Origin of the sequence: Gemmobacter nanjingensis (genome assembly GCF_014652195.1) — a bacterium.
GTDB lineage: Bacteria > Pseudomonadota > Alphaproteobacteria > Rhodobacterales > Rhodobacteraceae > Gemmobacter > Gemmobacter caeni.
The window spans coordinates 12216-28256 of the sequence record NZ_BMYI01000029.1 but is presented as its reverse complement, the minus strand read 5'-3'; the positions used below and the strand labels follow the sequence as shown (position 1 = coordinate 28256).

Below are 16041 nucleotides of genomic sequence, written 5' to 3'. Positions count from 1 at the left end.
CCATTATATGCCGTCCTCTCCGTTTTGTGGCTCTGAACACCACAATCTTGGCACATCGCGATGCCGTTTGGGGAGGGCGGCAACCATTCCATCTGCCCTATCGCCGTCTTCATAACCGACGATTTCCAGCCGCGCGTTGCGATAGCCCTCCCGTGCAATCCAGAGCTCGGCAGCGGTGAGGGACTCCGCCAGATGCAGCAACTCGGTGTTGCCGCCGAAGTCGAGGAGCACGCGGACCTGCTCCGACTTCGGTTCCTCGGCCACCTCGAAGATCAGACGACTGTCCGCCGAATGACTGCGCATGATGGTGACGAGAATGACCCCGTCGGAGGAGAAGTTGCCTTCATGCAGCGTGAAGGAGGCCGGTGCCGTCCAGGTCGGATAGACCCGGGGCGGTTCCTTCTTCACGAGACGGCCGACGCCGTTCGACCGCTCCCAGGCCGCGAGCTTCTTGGTGAACCGTGCCGGCGGCTTGGGACTGCCGTCGGTATAGCGGATCAGCGCCCCGAGGGGGGCTGTGTCGATGATGGTTGTTGCAGACATGATTCCTCATCCAGAATGCGAGTGTTCGCGTTCATCATATTGATATTGCAGTATTTTATGGGTCTGAGGGCGGGTTTCCCCGCCCCCGGATCGCTCAGTTCACTCTGCCGCCAGCATCGACGCATTGCTGTCCGGCAGATCAGCCATCAGGAAGGCGGGGAGATCGATGTCGTCGGGCTGGCCCGCGTCCTCCCCCTGCCCCTCTGCGATCGCCTCACCGTCGCGTGCAACGAGATCGGCCCGGCGCAGGACCTCGGGCAGCCAGCCGCTGCCCTTGAGAAGCCGCTCGGCCTCCGTTGCCATCTCGCCCTTCTTGAGGTGATCGAGAAGCTGCGCATTCCCCTCCCCCTTCGCCTCACGCACGGCCTCGAGGATCCGGGTCTTCGGCACACGGTTGAGATAGCCATCGACCGTCGGCTCCCATCCCGCCTCGACCATGTCGAGATCGACCGCCCGCGCCACGAGATCGGCATGCGCCATGCGGCGGGTCAGTCCGGTGGCCGAGATGCCCGCACCGTAAGGGTTCACTTTCTCATGGAGCGCGTTGATGCCAAAGCTGAGGCAATGTGCCAGCAGCGCCAAACGGCTGCCCTGGTCGAGAACGGACAGATAATCCCAGAGCGCGTCATCGTCGCCGAGAGGCAGCTCAGCCTCCCAGGCGGCGTGCCGTTCGTCGACGAGCTTGGCCACGACGCTGTCCTTCAGATCGGGCGCTTGAGCCGACATGTAGACGTGGCGGACCGAGGCTTCGAGGCAGCTGCCGGAGGCTGAGGAGGTGCGGAAGGTGTCCGTGACCAGCTTCAGGAGCAGGAGCGTCAGCGCAACGTCCGGCGACCGCCCGATAGCCTCGCGCAGCGCAAGGGTCCGATGGGCCGTCAGTTCCATGACCAGCCGCTCGGGCAGCGGCTTCAGCGCGCCGTCCTCCTCATCCTCGGACGAGTCCGTACCGATCGGCTGACCACCCGAAGTGATGACGGTACCCCCGGCAGAGGTCGCCGACGGTTTCCAGCTGGAAAGACCGACGTCACCCCCCTGCCCAATGGCATCAGCGTCATCTCCATCGTGGACCGCGGTCTCCTCGCGCGGTTCGTCTTCGGGCCGGACATAGCCGCGATAGATCGCGAGACTGCCGTCCCGATCAAGCGTCACGAACACGCCCGCGCGCTCGATCTCGGCCGGGTCATAGATCAGAGGGCGCTGTTCGAGCGCTTCCATCGACATCTCGAGTACCCCAAGCCGAGCGCCGATCTCCTCGGGGTATTCGTCTTGGCCGGAGTATTCCTCCACCAGCGCCCGATACTCAGCGAGGAGCGTCGCGCGGGCTGCGCTTTCCTCGTCGGTCATCGGCGCGGGATCACCGGCAAGACCCCGCAGACCGTGGCTGTAGCCATAGGGCAGGTCGGTCGCGACCTCGATCCACTTCCAACCCTCGGAGGCCAGCGCCTCGGCTTCGGTCTCGAGCTTCTTGGTGACCAGCCGGTCAAGCAGGGCAGGGTCCTCGAGCCAGCCACCGTCATCGCCCTGGAAGAGATCTCGCAACACGACACCGCCTGCCGCCTCATAGGCATCGACACCGACGAAGACCGCGCGACGATCAGACGCCCGGACCGATGTCTCGGTCAGCATGCGCCGGATGGCGTAGGGCTCCTTATTCCACGAGTTCTTCACCGCATCCCAGACCTGCCCCTGACGCGCATGATCCGTGTTCACGGTGAAAGCCATCAGCTGCTCGAGCGTCATGCCATCCTCGGCATAGACCTCTAGGAGGGCAGGGGCCACGGAGGCGAGCTTCAGGCGCTGCTTCACGATCTGCGGCGTGACGAAGAAGGCCGCCGCGATCGCTGCCTCGCCCTGACCCTTTTCGCGCAGGGCCTGGAACGCACGGAACTGGTCCAGCGGATGCAAAGCCACACGCTGCATGTTCTCGGCCAGCGAGTCGTCCTCGGCCAAAATCTCGAAGGCGGCATCCCGCACGATGCAGGGGATCGGCGCGGTCTTGGCCAAACGCTTCTGCTTCACTAGGAGCGATAGCGCCTGGAAGCGGCGGCCGCCGGCCGGGATCTCGAACGTGCCGGTTTCGACCCCGTCGGCATCAAGCACGGGCCGGACGTTCAAGCCCTGCAGCAGGCCGCGACGCGCGATGTCCTCGGCTAGCTCCTCGACTGAGACGCCCGCCTTGATGCGCCGGACATTGGACTGGCTCAGGACGAGCTTGTCGAAGGGGATGTCCCGCGACGGGGACAGGATGACGTTCTGGGCTGCTTTCGCCATCAGATCTTCTCCACGACGGGCGTCGGAAGCCACTCTCCCGATCTCACTTCCCGTCAGCCCTCAAACCCCCCAACCTTTCCCTCTATCTGCTGGTTGCTCATCAGACGACGCAGAGAGTTCACAGCTGTGAACTTCATCGATTGGGGCGCCGACGGGGAGAATGTTCACAGCTGTGAACATCACGCCGCGCTTCGCCGGGACATCAGTGCCATGACCATCGGCCCGCAGGAGAACTCGCCCGCCGCCGCCTTCGATGTCAGCGCACGGAGATAGCCACCGGGCGATCGGATGTCGGCGAAGCGTTCCAGCATGGCGACAACAACGATCGATGCCTGCTCGGGGCCCATGAACCGTTGCGCCTCTTCCCAAGCGGAAGCACTGATCCCCATGGCCGGCCGCACATGGCAAGCCGCGTCGAAAAGCTGATGCCAGTGGCGGATATCGCCCTGGTAGAAAGTTTTGAGCGACGGGCAGCCCGCGATCACCAGATGGAGCGGGATCTTTGGTACGCGTCTTGTGTCCGCTTCTTCCACGTCAGCACCAGGCGCATCCGTTTCAACATCTGGCGCGCCGACCGCCGCCCCGCCTTTTTCCAAGGCAGGTTCAAGATCTATAGATTCTTCGTTTGAATTATGATAGTGGCGCTCAATATTGGCACCATTGGTGTTCATTTTTTCTGTTTCAGGACCATCAATAACGTTGCGTGCGTGGTCGAGAAGGGCTTCAAGGTCGGCGCGAAATGCTGAGAGCTCCTCGAGCGTGAGCTTGCGGCGAAGGGCGCGCGCTGTGAGAACAGCCTTGTCGCGAAACTGATCCCAGAGGCCGAGGCCTGGCTGGACCTCTTCTCCGAACTCCGCCAGGGCAGCAAGATCGCGCCGCATGAGGCTCACGACCTCCCGCAGTCTCCGGACACGGTCCTCGGCCTCACGCACAGCCTCTGCGGCCCGTGCAACCTCTTCGGATTGGCAGTAGAGTGGCGAGAGGTCGAAGCCAAAAGCCACACGCTCTTCGCCGCGCTTGCGAGCATACCTCTTGCCGTTGGGACTATCGCGGCGCATGAGCAAGCCAGCATCCACCAGACGGGCAATGTGCCTGCGCATCGTGGAGCAGGGCATGCCGTTCAGCCGCTCGCAGATTGCCTTGTTCGACGGGAAGACGACCATCTCGGTATTCCCGCCAAGTGCATCATCCGGAAAGAAGCTGAGAAGCCCCTGCAGAACGGTCAGATCGCGCTCCGTAACCCCAAAGGCGGCCTGTGCCTTGGACAACTCGCGAAGGAGTTCCCACTTGTTGACGGGTCTCCCTGGAACAGAAGCCTCAGGCCGCTCGACGACGCGCAGATGCGCATGCGAGATCGGCCGCATAAACGGCGAAATCGGTGTGTACTCCATGATTTCAGTTCACGAAGGCATAGAAAGACGGTTCCGCGAATCACATATGACTTGCGGTTTGCGCGCTGGCCCACTACCTTGAAGGTGCTAAGATCAAAGTTGGGGTCTCGTGGAGCGCAAGCTTTGCGGGACCTTTTCTTTAGCCTGTACCGTGCCTCCTTTTTGTTGCTGCTCTGCCTCTCCTCATGTCTCGCGTCTCCAGCGATCATGAAGCTCGTCGAGGACGTCCTGCGCACGGGCGTCGAGCCACTGCGCAAATTCATCGTCCACATCCGTAAGGTCCAGCCTGACCGCCCGAGCCGACCGCTTTATGGCGCCCGCAGGCGCGCCATCGATCAAAAGAGGCGTCGCTTTGGGTCTCGGCTTCGTGCCTAGAGAAGGACCGGTGGTCTTCTTCACATGGCGGACAACGGCTTCAAATGCCGCGACCGAAGGATCAAGCTGGGGCTCCTCTTCGGCCTGTTCGACTGCAGCCGCTTTGCCACGGGCATCACTTGCAACACGGCAAAGCTCATCCATGGCCATGCCGGCATTCGAGAGTTCCTTCGCCAACGATTCCCATCTGGGGCGCCCGATTCCATGAGCCGGTCCAATCGCACGGGCCAAGGCGGTCCCGATCGACTTGGCAACCGAGATCGACATCGACACAGCAGAACGGGTCACATTCAGCACTTCGGCAATCTGAGCCTGCGAACCAAAGCCGCTGGCGAGCAGCTCCTGCGCGAAGAGGGCGCGTTCGATGTAGCTCAGATCGCGCCTTCCAGTGTTTTCGGAAACCTGGGCACGCAGCGCGGCCGTGTCGTCCAGGTTCGCGATAAGCGCTCGAACCTTCTTAACCTTGTCGGAGGCACGAATGGCCTCAAGACGGCGGCGTCCATAGACGAGAAGATAGCGATTGGTCTCGGTCGGGTGGCGCCTTACGAGAATGGGGACGGTCTGGCCGTTCTGCTCGATCGACGCACGCAGATCATCCACGTCCTTGGGGTCGAGGCGATCCGAATACCTCTCGTCCTCGATCTCAACCGGGTCGAGTTCCCAGACATGATGGGCATCCACGGCATCACGCGCGGAGCGCAGGGCCCGATTGCTTGACATCATGCTGCCCGGGGCAGGGGGCGTCCCCGCTGCTGCCAAACTGTCGAGCATGGACATGCGCTTCTTCTTGCTGTCAGTCATCAGCGCCCCCAGGTTTTCTGGATGAGTTGGGCAATCTCATCATTGACGGCATTCAGGCTTTCGATGGCCCGGTCATAGGTCGTGCGGGTGAAGGCACTCCGTTCGACCTCGTACAGGGTCTGCTTGGTCAGGCCGGCATCCGAGATGGCCGTCGACTTGAGCATCGGAGCGTTCAGGACCTTGTCGCCATACATTGTGCGCAGGAAGGCGACGATACGGTTCTGTGGCGCATCCGTCGGCTCGTAGCGGGTCAACAGATAGCGCATCCAGTCATGCGACATATCGGCTCCGCTATCGGCGATGACATCCATGAGGTCTGCCGTCATCCTGAGGAACTGGCTCATCGACATCACGTCGAGCATTTCAGGATGGATCGTCACCAGAACGCCCGTCGCGGCAGACAGCGCCGACATGGTCAAGAACCCGAGCTGCGGAGGACAGTCGATAACGACGACATCGTACCGATCATCAACCTGCGCCAGCGCTTCCTTCACACGGAAGAAGAACAAGCCCGCGTTGCCGCGAGACAGTGCCCGTGGCGTTTCGTGCTCGAACTCCATGAGTTCGAGGTTTCCGGGAATCAGATCCAGGTTTGGGATGTAGGTCTTGCGGATGACCTGGGCGATCGGAACAGGATCTTCGTAGCGGATCGCATCGTAGAGCGTGCCGCCGTCAAGCAGGTCAAATTCCGGCTGAACCCCGTGCAAGGCCGTGAGCGAGGCCTGCGGATCAAGGTCGATCGCCAAGACACGGTACCCCTTGAGGGCCAACCTTTGAGCAAGATGCGCCGAGGAGGTTGTCTTGCCGCTTCCACCTTTGAAGTTCATGACGCCGATAATCTGAAGATGGTCTCCAGCACGACGACCAGGCAGGTAATCTCCCGGCTTGCGAGCCGTTTTCTCCAGCAGTATCCGTAAGTTATGAATATCTTCGGCCGAGTAGTGCCTCCTGTTCCCCGATGAAACTTCGGGCGACGGCCCCTTGCCATCAAGGTGAAGCTTTCTGAGGTATGAGTCGTTGACGCCCAGCAGAGCAGCAGCTTCACCTGAGGTGAACTTGCGCATAGTCTTAGAAGCGTCGGGCGGGAACAGGCTCTCACGCTGCGAATGCAGTTGCGCCGCCAGCACCTCAGAATGCTGACGGATCACAGCGTTCAGGTCTTCCTGTGTATCGGCTCTGCCCATCTGCCCTCGCGCGCCCGTGGCGTGTTCACGGATTTTGGCGTTTAGTCGCCCTTTTCCGTGACTATTGCCGGAGGACTCAGATTCGTGCAAGCTCTTTCTAAATCTGGTGGCAGGCGCTGCATGATGCACAAGAGTAGCCCGGGCTCGTGGACAGGCTTGCCCATGCAACCAACATGATATACATTGCTGACCGTATATCCGCGCAGGAGGCCACGATGCAGGTCGCAAAATGGGGCAACTCTCTCGCCGTCCGTCTGCCCGCGGAGCTTGTTCGGGAACTTGGCCTCAAGGAAGGCGATCAGATCGATCTGGTCAAGGACAACGGCCAGGTCAGGGTCCGTCGTCTGGCGCGCGCGGATGAGGTGCTGACGGGTCTGCGCCGCTTCCGGGGCAAGCTGCCCGCTGCGGAACGCCTGAGCCGCGAAGACGCGCATGAGCGCTGAATTCGCGGACACGAATGTCGTTCTGTACCTGCTCGACGACGGCCCGAAGGCCGATCGCGCCGAGCTCATCCTGGGGCAGGGGCCCCGGATCAGCGTTCAGGTGCTGAACGAGACGCTGGTAAACTGCCGCCGCAAAGCCGGCCTCAGTTGGGAGGAGGCAGGGACGTTTCTCGAAGGCGTGCGCGCCTTGTGCCCCGTCGAAGACCTGACCCTCCAAACCCATGACGTTGGCCGCGCCTTGGCGGAACGTTACGGTTTCTCGATCTACGACGCGATGATCGTGGCAAGCGCTCTGGTTGCGGGCTGCACCACGCTGTGGAGCGAGGACATGCAAGATGGCCTGCTAGTCGAAGGGCAGCTTCGCATCGTCAACCCCTTTGCATGAGCGGACAGCTTCTGAGCCTGAAACTGACCACAGCCTTGTAATCCCTCCATGTCTTGGAGGATTTGCAAGGTAGCTCGACTACTCAAGCAGCCCCAGCCTCTCCGCCCGCTCCAGCAGCATCTTCACGGATGACGGCTGCCAGCTTGTCCGCCCACGGGGCGTGCGCTCGCGCATCGCTTCCAGCCGGGTGCAGATCGCCTGAAGCGTGATGTCGGGGTCCGCGCCCTTGATAGCGGCGACGATGGCGGGCAGGCGGTCGTCGGTTTCGCGGCGGCCGGCGCGGTCCAGTACCGTGGGCGGTAGGAAGCCGTCCCGGACATAGGCGTTGACCGCGCGCAAAAGGCGGCTTTGCGTCCATTGGCGCTCGCGGGGCAAGGGGCCGTTGACGATGCGCACTACGTCTTCCCAGGCCAAGTCCGGGCGCAGGCGGCGGACATGGGGAACCCAGTCCTGCGCCGTCTCGTTCAGGCGTTCCATGTAGCCATCCTGCCGCGCCAGCCGCACCTTGCGCAGCGCCGCGGGATCGCGGGCGCGCAGTCCCGGATTGCCGCCAACCCGGCCTTTGGTTCGTGCGCTGGCCAGCCCGGCCTTGGTGCGTTCGCGGATCAGGGCGCGCTCAAACTCAGCTGCGGCGCCGAGGACCTGGAGGGTGAACTTACCCTGCGGGGAGGACGTGTCGATCGGATCGGTAAGCGATCGGAAGAAGGCGTTCTTGGCCTCCAGCCGTTCGATCACCTCGAGGAGGTGGGAGAGCGACCGCGCCAGACGGTCGATGCGCACCACCACCAGCGTGTCGCCCTTGCCGATCCGCTCCAGCACCCGCGCCAGCACGGGCCGCGCGCGGTTCCCGCCCGAGGCCTGCTCCTCGTGGATCTCGACGCAGCCTGCGGATTTCAGGGCCTGCGACTGGGGCAGGGGGGTCTGATCCTCGGTCGAGACGCGCGCGTAGCCTATCAATGGCATCAAAACAGGCCGTTTGCAGTTTCGTGTACTGCTAATAAACGACCGTTTGTAAACGAATGCAAGTAGGTGCTCTCTCGTCGCGCTCGTCCAAAAACCCTTGGTTTCCTTGCGCTGAGCGCGATCTGAGAGGTTTCACCGGCAGTCGCGCGCGCATACTATATAACGAGCGAAGGCAACCGCCACAAAATCACTTGGGTAATGTGCAAAAGAACAGTATTTTGCACATATGAAGACCCAAGCATCCGCTTTGACTGATGATTTCAATGTTCCCCTCATCACCATCGAGGAGGGTGAAGAGGCTCACGAAGAGGATCTCTGGTTTCTGCCGGGACCATTCGAAGAAGAACCAGATGATTTGCCTCCCGGGCCGCGTGCAGAACCGCCGGACTCTGCCGTCATCGAAGACTGGGCAAAGGCAGAAGGCGTTCACGCTGCGCGACTGGCAAGAGTGGCTGGACGCCTGGGTGCTCTGGATGACAGGCTGCTGCGTGGCCCGGAAGGCTGGCGGCATCGCCTCGCTCTTATCGAGGCAGCGGACCTTAGCTGGTTCGCAGGGGATCGGGTGAGTTCTGATCGTCTGGCGCTTTGGATATCGATGCGGCTGTCAGGTGCACAGGATGACCCAAATGCGCTGGCAAGAGTTGGATGGGCTGTTCGGCGCCTGACAGGCGGTCCCGGACCGAAGGCTGACTTGGCCGCCTTCCTGGATCGCCGCGATCCCGAGAACATTGAAGGCAGCGCTGAGCGTTTCGAAGATCGCGCGGGCGGATGGTTGGACATAATGGCCGCAGCAGCCGAGCTCCACCCAATCACGCGGGCTTGCATGGGCTTTCATCTCTGGAACCTGGCCGGCCTCGGACAGCACGGCGGCCAGATGGAAGCCGCCGTCACCGCGTCCCGGATCGCGGCCAGCGATGGAAGCGGCGCCATCTTCGCACCGCTCGCCATGGGCGGGGCAGGGGGGCTGCGTGGTTCGGGCTTGCCGCCCGAACGTTTGGCCCGCTGGCTGGATGGGATGAACAGCGCAATTCTAACGGCAATGCGCCATCTAGATGGTACCCAAACATGGAGTGTTCGGGCGGAAGGAGCCATGTCTCAGCTTTCGGGCAGAACTCCGGCCGCTCTTCGGTCTGTGTTGACAGAGTGGCCTTTGGTGTCGGCCCCGATGGCGGAGGCCCTAACAGGCGCAAGTCGCGCGGCTGTTCAAAGGAACCTCGCATGGATGGAAGAGCGAGGCCTGATCCGAGAAGTGACGCAACAAGGACGATTCAGAATGTGGCGGATCAAGGACTAGACCTTTGTGATCAGATCCAGCGACAGGGACCTTCTCGGTTCATTGAGGGAGGAGCGCTTGACGCCAATACTTACGTTCATCGATGCGGCCAAAGGGTCGTGGTTTGAACATCGACCTAAGTGTTTTGGTCAGAATCGCTCTGTGTGATCCGGCAACGAGCTAAGGCAGGCTTTCGAAAAGATCCGGTGTGTCCTCGTCGCGCCGCCTGCTCAGACCTTCGCCAAGATGCAGGCAAGGGTGCTTAATTCGTGTCAGGCCTTTGCCGCCCTCAAAATGGACCCATCCTCCTCTGGGCATGCCAACGCTTACGATCAGCGCCCCACATATTGGACAAGTCCGCCTGAACGATGCGCCCCTCTTGCTTTCACGATCGCCCCGAACTGCCCAACCGCCGCGGACGGATACCGTGCGCCCTGACGACAGACGGCGGGTGTGTGCCTTCCGGTAAAACCAGCGGTCCGTCATCCCGTACCCCTTCTTTCCTCTACCCGGCTGCCGCTTGGGGTCGAGCGCACGTAAAAGCCTTGTGGAATAGCCTCCTGCACCAGTCCGACGTGCGAGATCAGGCCGACGGCCCGGCTGCCCTCTGTCAGCGCAGCAAGAACTTGGATCACCTGATCCAACGTGCCCGCCCCATTCTCGGTGTCGAGGCTCCCGAAGACTTCATCGAAAAAAAGTGTCCATCCGGATCTTGCCCGAAAGGCTCTCGACCACATCAGCTAGCCCAAGCGCGAGGGCCAGTGCCGCGATAAAGGTTTCGCCGCCTGACAGCGTTGCTGTCGGGCGCGCCTTGCCGGTGTTGATGTCGAAGACCTCGATTTCGAGCCCACGCTTGCCGCGACCGCCAGATGGCTCGAGCCCACGCGTTAGCCGGTAGCGACCACGTGTCATAGGGTCGAGCCTCATATTCGCCGCCTCGAGAACCTGGTCGAACATTGCTCCGATCGCGAAGGTCTCGAGTGTCATCTTGAAATCGTTCTTGCCGTTAGCCAGATCAGCCAGCCCCCGGAGCGGACCGGTCTCAGTTTCAAGCCGCTCGGTTTCGGTCATAGCCGCGGCAAGCGATTCCTTGAATTTGGCCAGTGACGATACATCCGTTCTCGCTGTGGCAAGTGCAGCGTTGGCCGCGTTCAAGGTCTGGGTGGCGTCTGCCAACGCCAGCTGTAGCGGGGCAAGATCCCGGCGTTCACGATCTGCACAAGCGGCTATGGCGTTCTGCAATGTCGTGCGAGCAGCGATCAATCCATCGCGGTGATCGGTCACCTTCTTGCGGTCGGCGTCGAGAGTCGGGAAATGGCTCTTGCAGGCATCATATCCCGCTTTGTCCAGCCCAACCTCGGTAAGCCGAGCGACAAAATCACCTTGTGCCTTCTTCACGCGCTGCTGCTGCCCGTCGCGCGCCCGCTTCGCTGCTTCTAGCTGCTCTTGCGAACGGGTGAGCACTTCACTGACGGCTCGGTCCTGTTGCGTCGCCACTTCCAGCGCCTCGGAGAGTTGCCTTTGCTCTCTCTGCAACGCCTCCCGTCGAGCGACAACCGCCTCGGGCGTGCGCAGACCTTCCGGCAGGGCCTCGATCACTGTGTCCAGCTTGGCGCGCGCGCCGGCAAGAGCGGTCTCGGCCTTTCCCGCAGCGGTGACCGCCAGCGTCACCCGCGGCCGCGCGCCGCGCTACGCCGGAGGCTCCGCGCGCGGCCTCCTACACCACCACCCTGGACACTGCCGGTTCACGATGTCCTTGCATTCCGCGCAGCATCCACACAAGCGTCAGGTCGAAATCCTCGGCCATGGCCGCGATCTTCGCCACCTGGTCGTCGCCATGCATCTTGGCAAAGCGGGCATAGGGGTGCAGCCGGGCAATCGGCCAAGCCTCGATCTGGCTCGGCGCGAAGACGAGGTCCATGGGATGCGGCTCGGGATGAGAGGGGGGGAAATCAAAAAAAGCGCCCGTGAGGGGGGCCTCCGGGCTCAATTCTTCAATGATCAAGGGGCGGGTCAATCGAGGCAGGCCTGTCAACGGGGAAAGTGAAGCGGACTCAACGACTTCTCGCAAACAGGCTTCCAGAGGGTGGCCTCTGGCAACTTGGCTTTCCCGGAGGTGGCTTCCCTGAAGCTTGAACGCTGCCAGAAAAGTAGCCCGATCATCGAACCAGAAATGCGCCGGCAGACCCCTCCCGGTTCATCTCACCGCGCAGCCTGGCGAGCCACCACTGCAAGCGCAAACTCCACAAGGTAATCATTGAGCGCCCGAGACGCGGCTGTGGCGGCCTCCGCATCTCTTTCAGAGATGGCCGTCAGAATGGCGCGGTGCAGATCCCGCCCGCGTAAGATATCGTTATTTTCCTCGCGCGCATGAACGATCCAGAACCGTCGCGACAACCCCTGCAATGGGAGCATCAGCGACCCGAGATAGCGGTTCCCGGCGGCATCGAGGATGAGCGCATGGGTTTCCCGGATGGTGTCGGTGTACTCCTGCAAGGTGAACTGGCCTTCCAGACGGGATGCCAAGCTTTGCATGGCCTCCCGCTGTGTCTTGCTGGCTCTCTTGCTCGCGAGGTCTACTGCCAGCACCTCGACGGCGCGGCGGACCTCAAGTCGGCTGAGCTGATCCTCGACTGTGATTGCCGGGATTTCGATCCCACGGCTGGCATGCACTCGGATCATGTAGCTGGGCGCCAGGCGCTGGATCGCCTCGCGAATCGGTGTCCGCCCCAAGCCGATGAGCTCGACGATGGTCCGTTCGGACACCATCGACCCAGGGGCGAGTTCGCCCCGCTCGATCATGCCCTGCAGCATGGCAACCGCCTGCTCTGTCTTGTTCATTTCCGTCTCCAGCCCTACTGCGGCGCACCGCGCCGCTCTATATCAAGGCAGATTGACATACTGCCGATATATCGCTCATATATTGTAAATCACAAACAAGGTCGAGAAGGACGCCGCCATGAAGTACTCGCCCGGTGCTGAACGCTGCCCATTGCCGTATTCGCCATTCAAGAGCTGCACCGTGCCGCGTCCGATCGGCTGGCTGTCCAGCCGCAGTGTCGCCGGGGTGGAGAACATCGCGCCCTACAGCCAGTGGCAGAACCTGACCTTCGATCCGCCAATGGTGATGTTCGCGGCCAACCGCTACCCGGACGGGCGGCGCAAGGACACGGTCCTGAACGCCGAGGAAACCGGCTGGTTTGTCTGGAACATGGCGACATTCGCGCTGCGCGAGGCGGTGAACATCAGCGCCATGGCTTTGCCGCCCGAGGAAAGCGAGTTCGACCGTATCGACGTGACCCGCATCTATTCCGACAACGGTGCGGTGCCGATGGTCAAGGAAAGCCCCTGCAAGTTCGAATGCCGGTACCTGAGCACGCACACGATGCGCGGCGCCTCCAACCACGGCACCGTCGATGTCGTCTTTGCCCAGGTGGAGACGATCCATATCGACGACCAAGTGATCCGGCCTGACGGTCGACTGGACATCACCGCGATCGAGCCAATCGCCCGGTTGGGATACTTCGACTACACCGTGATCCGCGAGACCTTCGAGATGCGCGTGCCCGGATCCGATGCCGACGCCCAAGCCGGATTGGAAGGCCGTGGCGGCAAGTGACTTTGCGATAACCACTACAACAAACTGCCCAGCCATGCGCGTCGAGGCGGACACACAACAGCGGAGGATTCTGAAATGACACATCGTAATCGCAAGACCGGGCTAGCTTTGTCGCGCCGGTCTGTTCTTGGCGGTATCGGCCATGGCTATCACTGGCCTCCCGGTGCGGGCGCAAACGCTGACGCCGGTCCGGGTAACCACGGCGCTGCGGTTGGCAAATTACACTCCGGCCTACACGGCCTTGCGCGAAGGCATCTTTGCCAAGCACGGGCTGGCGGTCGAGATCGCTGCAGCCAGTTCCGTGGCTGAGCCGATCTCCATCCTGAATGCCGGGCGCGCAGAATTCGCGATGACCGGAACGGGGATGGCCATCAACTCAGCCATCGAAGGCGCCGATACCCGAGTTATAGCCAAGATGGCGGGTGCCATCGGGCTGTGGTTCATTTCCAAGCCCGGCGCCGGCGTCAAGTCGCTGGAGGATTTGAAAGGCAAGACCATTGCTTCCTACCGGTTCCCGTCGAACACGGTTTCCTCGCCAACCTACGCGATGAAGTCGGTGGGCGGGTTCGATCCCAAGGACGCCGGCGTGAGCTTTGTCGAAGGGCCGCTCGGGTCGATCATCCCGACCGTCGTGGAAGGTCGCGCGGATCTGGGCTGCGTCTTCGAATGGGATGCCAGCATTGCCGAGGCGGTTCACGGGCTGGAAGTCTCGCTGCCGCTGGCCGGAGTTCTGGGGCCAATCGCCTTTACCTCGACGCTGGTGTCGGCGGCCTATGCCGAAATGTACCCCGAGGTGGTGCAGTCCTTCGTCAACGCCCTGACCGAGAGCATGCAACTGCTGCACGCCAACCCCGAGGTATATGCCCGCGTCTCGGCGCAGGAATTCGACCAGGTTCCCGCCCCCGCCATCGAGGCAGGGGCCAAGCGCCTCTTGGGGGCCGAGGGCGTCGTGCCGCGCGATCCAATGCTGACGCCCCAGGAATGGGATGCCATCGTCGCCCACGATACCGCGGCAGGCACTGTGCGCGGGCAAGGCGACTATGCCACCCTCGTGGACATGTCCTATGCCGAGCGCGCCATTGCGGCGCTGGTCAACAAGGGCTGACCGTCAGGATCACGGCAACAGGGAGGTGCCCGTCATGGCATGGTCAAGCTTGAAATACCTGCCGGGCCAGATCGGCCTGGCACTTGTGGTGTTCGGTATATGGGAAGGTCTGGTGCAGGCCGATGTGCTGTCGGCGCATATTTACGGCTATCCGTCTGGCATCGCGGCAAAGGTCTGGGGTCTGCTGTCGACGGGCGAGCTGTTCCGTCACGCAGCGGTCACGGCCTTTGCCGCTGTCCTGGGCTTTGTCCTGGGCAGCGCCATTGGCAGTTTTGCGGGACTTTGCCTGTGGTTGAACGAAACGGTGGCCAGGATCGTGCGGCCGTTCATCGTGGCGATCAATGGGGTGCCCAAGATCGCCTTCGCTCCGCTGATCATCGTGTGGTTCGGCATCGGGATCGAATCCAAGATTGCCATCGCCGCCGCGCTGACCTTCATCGTCAGCCTGATAGCTACCTATAACGGCACGCTGGAAACTGACCGTGACCTTCTGCGACTGATGCGGTCGCTGGGGGCCACACGGTTGCAGGCTTGGCGCAAGGTGGTAGTGCCCGCGGCGCTGCCGTGGATCCTGTCGACACTGCGGCTGAACGTGGGCTTTGCTCTGATCGGAGCCGTGGTGGGCGAATACATCTCGTCGCAAGAGGGGCTGGGGTACCTCGTCTACTATTCCGGTGTTCTCTATGACCTGAACGGGGTCTGGGCCGGCATTATTGCGCTGATGGTCGTGGCCCTGCTGATGGATCGCGGTGTGACCGAAATTGACCGGAGGCTGCGGTGGTGAACAAGCATTATCCGTTGGAAACCAAGGGGCTGTCGGTCACCTTCAACGCAGGCAGCAGCAATGAGGTGGTGGCCTTCTCAGACATCACCTTCACGCTGAAGCCCGACGAGATCCTTGCGATTGTCGGGCCCTCGGGCTGCGGGAAATCCACGCTGTTCAACGTGATCGCGGGGCTGCAACCGGCCACCGTGGGCGAGGTCATCGTCAACGGCACCCGGGTTTTGGATGCCAAGGGTCAGGTTGGTTACATGTTGCAAAAGGACATGCTGCTGCCTTGGCGGTCGGTGCGCGACAACGTGGCCCTTGGACTGGAGATCAAGGGCGTTCCTAGTGACGAACGCAATGCGGTGGCTGACCGGTTGATCGCCGCCTACGGGCTGAAGGGTTTCGAGGAGTCGAAACCCGGCACCTTGTCGGGCGGTATGCGCCAGCGTGTAGCCTTCATGCGCACGCTGGCACTGGACCCGGATGTGATCCTGCTGGACGAACCGTTTTCTGCGCTCGATTTCCAGACCCGTACGCTGTTGCAAGCCGAGGTACTGGACATCATCAGCAAGCAGCGTAAAAGCGCGATCCTGGTCACCCACGACATCGGCGAAGCCGTGACCATGGCCGATCGGGTTATGATCCTCAGCCGCAGGCCTGGCCGGATCAAGCGGATCGTCGACATCGACCTGCAACGCGAGGAGCGCGATCCGGTCAAGCTGCGCAGCAACGCCCGGTATCAGGACTACTTCCAGCTGCTATGGTCGGAGCTCGATATCTAGCGATCGGCACCCCAATTCATGGTTTCCTGGCCTCCGGCCAGGAAACCACAAAGCCATATCGTTATTTATCAGACTTTCGATTTGCTTGAAAAATTTCGCCTTGCGTCTGTCAGATCGCTTCTCCTGTGAAAATGCCC

16 protein-coding genes are annotated in these 16041 nt (G+C 61.9%); 7 read left to right on the top strand and 9 right to left on the bottom strand.

From position 1 onward, the window contains the following. Positions 1-3: 3 nt before the first annotated feature. From IE126_RS23685 to repA, 5 genes are all read right to left on the bottom strand, one after another. A complete protein-coding gene (locus IE126_RS23685; RefSeq protein WP_229825849.1) occupies positions 4-543 on the bottom strand; it encodes a hypothetical protein in 540 nt (179 codons plus the stop codon). A 99-nt stretch (positions 544-642) separates the two neighbouring features. Then, complete coding sequence (locus IE126_RS23680) at positions 643-2814, bottom strand: ParB/RepB/Spo0J family partition protein (RefSeq protein WP_189382676.1); 2172 nt, start codon at positions 2812-2814, stop codon at positions 643-645. Between the two features lie 179 nt (positions 2815-2993). Beyond that, positions 2994-4205 (bottom strand): plasmid replication protein RepC, encoded by a 1212-nt coding sequence (repC, locus tag IE126_RS23675; protein ID WP_189382674.1) that lies wholly within the window; start codon positions 4203-4205, stop codon positions 2994-2996. 183 nt (positions 4206-4388) lie between these two features. After that, the gene (gene repB / locus IE126_RS23670; RefSeq protein ID WP_189382673.1) at positions 4389-5381 is read right to left on the bottom strand and encodes a plasmid partitioning protein RepB; all 993 of its coding nucleotides are present in this window, start codon (positions 5379-5381) and stop codon (positions 4389-4391) included. Then, entirely contained in the window at positions 5381-6565 is a 1185-nt protein-coding gene (repA, locus tag IE126_RS23665; RefSeq protein WP_189382670.1) for a plasmid partitioning protein RepA, read from the bottom strand. Before repA ends, repB begins: the two co-directional genes overlap by 1 nt. Before the next feature lie 215 nt (positions 6566-6780). On the opposite strand from repA, the gene IE126_RS23660 reads away from it, so the two are divergent. Beyond that, complete coding sequence (locus IE126_RS23660) at positions 6781-7008, top strand: AbrB/MazE/SpoVT family DNA-binding domain-containing protein (RefSeq protein ID WP_189382667.1); 228 nt, start codon at positions 6781-6783, stop codon at positions 7006-7008. Beyond that, positions 6998-7393 carry a PIN domain-containing protein gene (locus IE126_RS23655; protein WP_089258968.1) on the top strand — a complete coding sequence of 132 codons (396 nt, stop codon included), beginning with the start codon at positions 6998-7000 and terminating at the stop codon, positions 7391-7393. The genes IE126_RS23660 and IE126_RS23655 overlap by 11 nt, the downstream gene beginning before the upstream one ends. Before the next feature lie 78 nt (positions 7394-7471). On the opposite strand, the gene IE126_RS23650 is transcribed toward IE126_RS23655, so the two are convergent. After that, the gene (locus IE126_RS23650; RefSeq protein WP_189382665.1) at positions 7472-8356 is read right to left on the bottom strand and encodes a recombinase family protein; all 885 of its coding nucleotides are present in this window, start codon (positions 8354-8356) and stop codon (positions 7472-7474) included. A gap of 226 nt (positions 8357-8582) precedes the next feature. Here IE126_RS23650 and IE126_RS23645 point away from each other — a divergent pair, with 226 nt between their 5' ends. Then, a complete protein-coding gene (locus IE126_RS23645) occupies positions 8583-9650 on the top strand; it encodes a hypothetical protein (protein ID WP_189382663.1) in 1068 nt (355 codons plus the stop codon). 663 nt (positions 9651-10313) lie between these two features. Here IE126_RS23645 and IE126_RS23640 read toward each other — a convergent pair. The 3 genes from IE126_RS23640 to IE126_RS23630 form a co-directional block, all read right to left on the bottom strand. Then, a complete protein-coding gene (locus IE126_RS23640) occupies positions 10314-11300 on the bottom strand; it encodes a hypothetical protein (protein WP_189382661.1) in 987 nt (328 codons plus the stop codon). Between the two features lie 46 nt (positions 11301-11346). Next, positions 11347-11550 carry a ParB N-terminal domain-containing protein gene (locus tag IE126_RS23635; RefSeq protein ID WP_189382682.1) on the bottom strand — a complete coding sequence of 68 codons (204 nt, stop codon included), beginning with the start codon at positions 11548-11550 and terminating at the stop codon, positions 11347-11349. Between the two features lie 281 nt (positions 11551-11831). Then, on the bottom strand, positions 11832-12470 hold the full coding sequence (locus IE126_RS23630; RefSeq protein WP_189382660.1) for a GntR family transcriptional regulator: 639 nt from the start codon (positions 12468-12470) through the stop codon (positions 11832-11834). A gap of 118 nt (positions 12471-12588) precedes the next feature. Here IE126_RS23630 and IE126_RS23625 point away from each other — a divergent pair, with 118 nt between their 5' ends. From IE126_RS23625 to IE126_RS23610, 4 genes are all read left to right on the top strand, one after another. Further along, positions 12589-13248 (top strand): flavin reductase family protein, encoded by a 660-nt coding sequence (locus IE126_RS23625; protein WP_189382657.1) that lies wholly within the window; start codon positions 12589-12591, stop codon positions 13246-13248. A 142-nt stretch (positions 13249-13390) separates the two neighbouring features. Next, positions 13391-14353 (top strand): ABC transporter substrate-binding protein, encoded by a 963-nt coding sequence (locus tag IE126_RS23620; protein WP_189382655.1) that lies wholly within the window; start codon positions 13391-13393, stop codon positions 14351-14353. 34 nt (positions 14354-14387) lie between these two features. Next, a complete protein-coding gene (locus IE126_RS23615) occupies positions 14388-15137 on the top strand; it encodes an ABC transporter permease (RefSeq protein ID WP_189382654.1) in 750 nt (249 codons plus the stop codon). Beyond that, entirely contained in the window at positions 15134-15904 is a 771-nt protein-coding gene (locus IE126_RS23610; RefSeq protein ID WP_229825847.1) for an ABC transporter ATP-binding protein, read from the top strand. The genes IE126_RS23615 and IE126_RS23610 overlap by 4 nt, the downstream gene beginning before the upstream one ends. The last annotated feature ends 137 nt before the right edge of the window (positions 15905-16041 follow it).